A 6,795-nucleotide genomic window follows, 5' to 3' on the forward strand; every position below is an offset into this window, starting at 1 on the left:
CCGCATGGCCGATTTTCTCATCGAGTGCGATGCCATGGGCCGGGTCGTCCTGGCGCGCGGGCAGATCCGCCAGAGGAACGGCTGCGTTTATGGGCTCTCCGGGGTCGGACCCGGCGCGCTCGACGGGCTTGTCGCTGCACACGAAAGGGATGGGCACCATTTGTCCCGCCGCTGGATCGGCCAGTATTCCGCTGCCATCGCCGAACGGGACCATGTCATCCTCGTGCAGAGCAGCCTCGGTCTGGGGCGGGCATACTGGCATCGTGGGCCCAGCCGGATCGTCGTTGGATCCAATCTCCTGGAGGTCGCGCAGAGGACCGGAAGCACGGCGCTTGACCCGGCCTATTTTGCCCGCGCCTTGGCCCTGCGCCCGGTCATGGACAAAACCCCCTTCGCCCAGGTTCGCCAGCTTCATGGCGGCACGACGGCCATCTTCTCGGGCGGAGATATGGCTACCGTGCGCCCATGGCGTCCTGAAAGTCGGGTCATGCCGGGTGATCCCACGGAATGTCTCGAGGAACATCTTGCCGACGCCATAGACCACCTGTTTCCAGCGGACAGCTTGATGGTTTGCGAGATAAGCGGAGGTACCGACTCCTCGCTCGTCTCGGCGATCGCGTGTGGCGCGGGGCGGCAGGTCATTGGGGTGAGCCATGTTTCGGCTCGGGGCATGAATGGCAGGGACCGGGAGTTTGCGCGGTTGGTCGCCGAACGCCTCGACGTTCCGCTCCGTGAATTCGACGCCGACCGAAGCGGGCTTTGCACGTCACTTCCGGATTTCCCTGATCAGCCGGGAAACGGACGCTACCGACATACCGTGCTCGCCGTGGTCGACCTCGTGCGCGAAACGCGAGCGAGCCGCGTGGCTACCGGCGTGGGTGGAGATGTCGTATTCGATTACAAAGGCCTTGTTCCGGCCTTTCTCGCTGACGGCTTGGTTGCCTTGCGTTTCCGGCATGCGTGGCGCCGCGCAGCCATGTATGCTGTCGAGCGCAAGAGGCATCGCGGGGCAGCGCATTACCTGCGATACGTCGGCGTGCCGGTCGCTCAGGCGTACTTCAGCCGGCGCAACCTCGCAGAGCCGCTTGACACAATCTTTCCAGACTGGCTTGCCCGGGATCTCGTTGCGGAGGCGCGGCGCCGCGTTCCGCCTTTAGCCTTGTCGGTCGGTAGGCCCTCCTCCCGCTACCTGTGGGAGGCAATCTTCGACCAAGCGGCCGGAGAGAACTTCGTGCATCCCATGCCCTCTGGTACGGAAGTTGTTCACCCGCTGCTTCACCGCCCGCTGGTCGAATTCATGCTGGGTCTTTCGCCCGAAGAACGGCGTGGCGTGTCTGGCGACCGATCCTTGCAGCGCACGATTCTCGCGCGCGTCGGTCTTCCCGAGATTGCAGCCCGTACTGACAAAGGGTCGTCTCAACCCTTGCGCGAACTGCACCTTGCGGAGGCAGGTTCGTTTCTCGACAGCATGAAAGACGGTGAGTTGCGCTCGCGCGGTTGGGTTGAAGAGGGCCCTTGGAGGCGCGCAATCGAACAAACTTCGGTGGGGGCCTGCCCGCATGCTGCCTTCTTTGGAGCAGCCGTCGAGGCCGAATTATGGCTGCGTTCATTTGAAACCTCATGGTCGAATGCGTGACCAAATCGGAACACGGTCCGTAAACAATAATGTCCACGAAGCCGACACTGTGACGAGGTTCGGCGATAAATCGGGCTCCGCATCCTATCCGCTGGTCCCGGCCGCGGTGGCCGGCTTCTCCTACCGCAGGACATGGCAACTCGGGAGCGGTGTCGACCATAATTCGAGCGAACGCACTGACCCAGAGCCGACGGGAAGTCGGTCAATGAAGGAGCGAGCTGTCAATCGGCATCGAAAATTGACCCCCTGTCGGCGTCCAAAAATGACCCCTTCTGGCGCCACGGAAGTTGGCCCGATGCGGTGTAGCCTCCACACAGCGCAGCCGCGTCGGGCCAGCCTTCAATCTCGGACGGCGTAAGGCCAAAAGACCGGCTCGCCTTCGCGACCGTTGTCTTGCCTTGGATGATCTCGATCACCAGGGCAGTTTTCCGCTTCGCCGTCCACCGTTTGATGCTGTCGTCCATCGTCATACTCATTGCTACGTTCTCCCTTGTAGCATGAGCAGGTTTTCACTGGGTCGGTACATGGCCGACGTGCAGCTGCAAAGGGGGGGCCTTGGCACCAGACCCGGTCGTAGCCCCTCGGCAACGGTAGCCAGTGCTCTGCGTCAGCGAGTCGGTCCCGTGGCTCCACTCTGACGGCAGTCGCAAGTAAACATTCACGCCTGACGAGTGGCTGTGTGTTGTGCCTGCAACGGTTTTCACGGCCTCCCTAACGTTCAAAAGTACGTACTTTTTGCAGATGGGAATTTCCGTGAACCAAGTTCAAGAGCGCCGCCGCGACCTTCCTCGCCCCGTCGGCAGTCATAGTTTTTTCTGAGACATTACAGCCTCTGGCGAGTTTCCGGCCTGGAAATTTGTTTTATTTTTCGCATTTTCAGCAACTTGCAAGTTCGAAAGGAAGCCGTAGCCGCGCATCTTCGATTGGTGATTTTGAGAAGATATTTTTCTCTTGGGATTTTCACCGGCTCCGGTCAGGCTATGCTAGTCCGACCGCTCCGGCGGGAAGACCCAAAGAAAAAACGCGCACCCGAAGGTGCGCGCCAAAAAGTTGGGGCTGTGATCGCCCGTGTATCACTTGCCACGCTAGAGGCCGAAAACGGTCCAGGCAAGAGCGATCTCCGTCCCCAAGAACAATGAACTACCCCGGAAGCGAGCAGTTTCCGGGAACGGAGACAGTATGTTGACGGAAGATACCCGGGGCCCCGAGCAGTTCGGCCCCGCCCCAAGCCTGCCTGCGCTGAAGGTGGCTCCCATCCATGGTGTGTTGCCGTATGCTGGCAGCCGCAATCCGCTGACGCGCAGCGACAGCGTGAAACGCGTGTCGATGACGATCGCGACGCCGATGACCGACTGGAAGCCGCAAGTCTACCACTTCGACGGCGAATCCGAGTATGCCGTCGCGCTCGACGTGCTGCGGAGCCCCGATGTCTTCGGGCTCGAAGTGCAGCTGGCCCCAATTCAGTATTTCTGCCGTCGAAAGCGCAAGCTCCGGAACCATCACTTCGACCTTCGCGTGACATTCAACGACGGGTATCGGCGTGCGATATACGTGAAGAACGCTCGCAGCCTCGCGCGCCGGTCAACCATCGATGAGATCGAGGATATCTTCGCAGCGGCCACCGGTGTCATTGCCGACGAGTGCATCGTCGTGAATGCGGACGATTACACCCGTGCCTACCGCGACAATCTTCGGCGCATCTGGGACATGATGCAGGCGGTCGATGCCGAAGCGGATGCCGTCGTCGAAGCCGCTGCCAGGAATGGCAGCTATTGTTATCTCAGTGATCTGATCGCACTCTGCGATATCGAGGATTGGCGCGCCTACCGGGCTGCACTGCGCCTCATTGGCCGAGGCATCCTGCGCACGGACCTGCATGGTGTGTGCGCTTACACGTCTCTTGTGGAGCTGGCGGCATGACCTCTGTGCAGCTCTACGACATTCCCAAGGGCTCGGAGCTGATATTGAACGGCCAGTCGTTGACAGTCAGCTCTGTCGACGAGACCGACTTCAGCGTCGAAAGCCTGGACACGGGTGATTGCTTCTCGATCCCGATCAAGCACGTCGAGAATGAGATCCAGAAGCGCAATTGCGAAGTCCTGCCGCCCTTAGATGCTGCGCAGAAGAGGATACTCCGAGAATTCACCGGCGGACTGGAACACGTGGACCAGTGCAAATCGGAGGTACGGTTTGACATTCTCTGCAAGCAGGCGCTGGTATTCGCAGCGAACGCCTTGGAGGCCAAAGGCCTGAAGCTGACGCAGCGCAGCATGAGCAATGGCGGCAGGCATCGCCGGGCTCTTCTCGAAGAAGCCGATAAATATGCGCCCGACCTCGGACTGCTGAAGAAGCAGAAAGGGGGCAGGACAACCAAATCTTTCAAACTGCCGCAAGGTCGGACGATTGACGCATATCGCAAGCGGTTCAATAGGTTTGACTGCGACATGATCGTGCTCATGGAGCGGTCGCACATGAAAGGATGTCGGGGGTCGCGAATGGCCCCATGGCAGGAACGTTTCATTGCGGAGGTGCTCAAGCGCTGGCTCGTGCCCACCAAGCCCCAGCTGGCCAACGTGATCAAAATTGTCCGGGCAAACTTCCCTCTTTCGGCGCAGCAAATCGCAGCAGGTTTCAAGTATCCGTCCGACACCACGATCCGCGCCCGCGCCAAAAAGGTATCCAAGACCATCGTCGCTATGGGTCAGAGCGGCAAACGGCACACCGTGAACGTCAAAGGCGCCGGCTCGACAGATGTCCGGGCACTGTATTTCGGCGAAAGGTACGAGTGGGATCAGGTTTACCTGTCGATCTTCACCGGTCCTGATGGTGAGCCGCATATTCGGGTCCTTGATCCGAAAGAGGCGACGTCTGAGTTGGACGCAAATGAGCACCGCCGCTGTTGGTTGCACGTCATCATCGATGTCGCGACGCGCGAAGTCCTGGGCTGGGTTATTTCGAAGACTGCGGATGCAGATCACAGCATGGCGTTGCTGCGCATGGCGACGCGGTCGAAGCACAAGGAAGCCAAACGCTACCGTTGCGTGAGCGAGCCCGTGCCGCCGGTGAAACTGGTCATGGCGGTTGCCGACAACGGCAGCGCGACGCGAAATGGCGAAGTCTACGCGGCACAACTAGGTGCAGGCATGACGGTCATGACGGGTCGCGCCTATCGCGCGACGGACAAGCCTTACATCGAGCGCCTCTTCGGCACCCTGGAAGGCCAGGTTCTCAACTTCCTGCCCGGCTATGCTGGTAGATACCCAGGCCACCTGACCGGATACGATGCTGTGGCCAAGGCGAAGCTGACGCATGATGACTTGTACGGGATCATCACTCGGTACTTCATCGATGAATATCCCTTCCGTCCGCACCAAGGCACCGGCATGTACAATGCAACGCCCCGGCAGAAGCTCGAAAACGTCCTGAAAGAATATGGCCCTGCGCAAGCACCGTCGCAGCGCGATCGTTGTCTGCACCTCGGTGAGAGCAGCACGGTCAAAGTCACCTCGGAGGGCGTCAAGGTATTCAACATCCCGTTCAACTCTTCCGCTTTGCAGAACTACGCAGAAAACTCGTCAAAACCAGTCACCGTTCATCTCGATCCGGACGATCTGCGGAAGGTCTATGTAACCGCAGAAGGTATGCCGGAAATCATGGAAGCGCGCTTGACCATGACCGTCCTGAAGGATCTCACGCTCGAGGAAGCCATCGAAGTCATGGAAAGGGCTTCGCGGGACAATCCCAAGCTGCGTGCTGCGCATGAGCGCCATCTCGAGGAGGCCAAGGCGCGTCGCGCGAGAGAGATTGATATGCATACGGACCCTCGTGACCCGTCCAACTATACGACCATCGAGCATTTGAGAACGCGCGCTGAGAACGTGTTGACGGTAGAAGCCCTGCCTACCGGGTCGTCCTTTGGCTTTACCACGAAGCCGGGCGATGTTGGGCGCCGCGACCGAACCGGCGATGCACGTCCCCTCCCGATCAGTGCAGCAGACCCAGCGGGCTCCCCTCCGCCAGAAGAGCCCAGTCAGCCTCCCGAACCCGTAGAAACGCACAGCCCCGACGACACCACGAAAGCACCGCAGCGGGACCGCCGGTCCGTGACGTTCCCGCCAATCACGAAGAGCAAGCTATGACCAATCCGTTCATCATCCCATCTGTCGTGCAGCAGAGCGAGCGCCTCGCAAGCGGCTACTACCCCTTGGCGCGCGGCGCCGAGTTGCAGAACAGCTTCGCGCAGGTATTCAGCCGCCACCTCGGGCTTCTGGCTGCGGGAGGGACGTTCGAGGCCCGCAGCTTGCTCGTGACCGGCCACTCGGGCTCCGGTAAGACCGCGGAGATCTCTGCCATGCTCAAGCGGTTCAACGAGAGCAACACGCCACTGCCCGACGGAAAAGTCGCCAAGTTCGGGCACTGCCTGCTGGAGGCCCAGGGAACCTGGAAGGACCTCGGCCGCAAAACGCTGCACGCTCTTGGGTATCCGATCACGGCCAAGACCAAGCGAACCCAATTCGAAATCTGGCAACTGGTGATCACTCAGGCCAAGAAGCAGGGGGTCATCGGCATTCATTACGATGAGGCCCAACACATCCTGCGAGGCAAGCAGGACAAAGACATGCTCCCCGTTCTCGATGCCTTCAAAACCCTCATGAAGTCGACCGATTGGCCGTTGATGCTGATCCTCTCGGGCGTTCCAGAATTGAGCGATTACGTCGAGCAGGAGCGGCAACTCGACAGGCTCCTGACGCGCGTGCATTTCCAAGAGATCGATCTGTCGAGCCCGTCACGCCGGACCCCGGAGGACTACACGGTGCTCAACGACATCGTCGGGAGCTATGCCATCGCAGCCGATCTGGCCGTCGACGATGATCTGCGCACCGAGGATTTCCTCCATCGTCTCGCGACGGCGGGGGCGTTTCGGTGGGGGCTCGTCATCGACCTTGTGCTGGACGCCGTCGGCCAAGCGACCCTCCGCACCCCCGGCAACTTGAGTATGGGCGATTTCGTTTTGGCCTGGTGTGAAAAAACGGGCATGAATCAGCTCGCGACCCCGTTCACCCATGACGGCTATGAGACGATGTGGACCTGTCCCGATTTCGTGCCGCCCCAAGTGCTCGTTTAGGCCACCTTGCGTTCGAAGGCGACAGGGCTTTTCC

General features: G+C 60.3%; 5 protein-coding genes. 4 read left to right on the top strand and 1 reads right to left on the bottom strand.

Going from position 1 to position 6,795, the window contains the following annotated elements; genetic code table 11:
- Positions 1 to 4: 4 nt before the first annotated feature.
- Complete coding sequence (locus tag J5474_RS14320) at positions 5 to 1,636, top strand: asparagine synthase-related protein (RefSeq protein WP_209361577.1); 1,632 nt, start codon at positions 5 to 7, stop codon at positions 1,634 to 1,636.
- Between the two features lie 221 nt (positions 1,637 to 1,857).
- On the opposite strand, the gene J5474_RS22830 is transcribed toward J5474_RS14320, so the two are convergent.
- The gene (locus J5474_RS22830; RefSeq protein ID WP_245216466.1) at positions 1,858 to 2,112 is read right to left on the bottom strand and encodes a DUF1153 domain-containing protein; all 255 of its coding nucleotides are present in this window, start codon (positions 2,110 to 2,112) and stop codon (positions 1,858 to 1,860) included.
- Between the two features lie 703 nt (positions 2,113 to 2,815).
- Between J5474_RS22830 and J5474_RS14330 the strand changes: the two genes are divergently transcribed.
- The 3 genes from J5474_RS14330 to J5474_RS14340 are packed head-to-tail and all read left to right on the top strand — an operon-like array spanning position 2,816 to position 6,761.
- Entirely contained in the window at positions 2,816 to 3,556 is a 741-nt protein-coding gene (locus J5474_RS14330; RefSeq protein ID WP_209361578.1) for a hypothetical protein, read from the top strand.
- Entirely contained in the window at positions 3,553 to 5,775 is a 2,223-nt protein-coding gene (locus J5474_RS14335; protein ID WP_209361579.1) for a Mu transposase C-terminal domain-containing protein, read from the top strand. The genes J5474_RS14330 and J5474_RS14335 overlap by 4 nt, the downstream gene beginning before the upstream one ends.
- On the top strand, positions 5,772 to 6,761 hold the full coding sequence (locus J5474_RS14340) for an ATP-binding protein (RefSeq protein WP_209361580.1): 990 nt from the start codon (positions 5,772 to 5,774) through the stop codon (positions 6,759 to 6,761). Before J5474_RS14335 ends, J5474_RS14340 begins: the two co-directional genes overlap by 4 nt.
- The last annotated feature ends 34 nt before the right edge of the window (positions 6,762 to 6,795 follow it).

It is taken from the genome of Sagittula salina, assembly GCF_017813235.1.
Taxonomy (GTDB): Bacteria; Pseudomonadota; Alphaproteobacteria; order Rhodobacterales; family Rhodobacteraceae; genus Sagittula; species Sagittula salina.

Coding starts and splice junctions, on each gene's coding strand:
- J5474_RS14330 (WP_209361578.1), top strand. CDS start 2,816: ATGTTGACGGAAGATACCCGGGGCCCCGAGCAGTTCGGCCCCGCCCCA.
- J5474_RS14335 (WP_209361579.1), top strand. CDS start 3,553: ATGACCTCTGTGCAGCTCTACGACATTCCCAAGGGCTCGGAGCTGATA.
- J5474_RS22830 (WP_245216466.1), bottom strand. CDS start 2,112: ATGAGTATGACGATGGACGACAGCATCAAACGGTGGACGGCGAAGCGG.
- J5474_RS14320 (WP_209361577.1), top strand. CDS start 5: ATGGCCGATTTTCTCATCGAGTGCGATGCCATGGGCCGGGTCGTCCTG.
- J5474_RS14340 (WP_209361580.1), top strand. CDS start 5,772: ATGACCAATCCGTTCATCATCCCATCTGTCGTGCAGCAGAGCGAGCGC.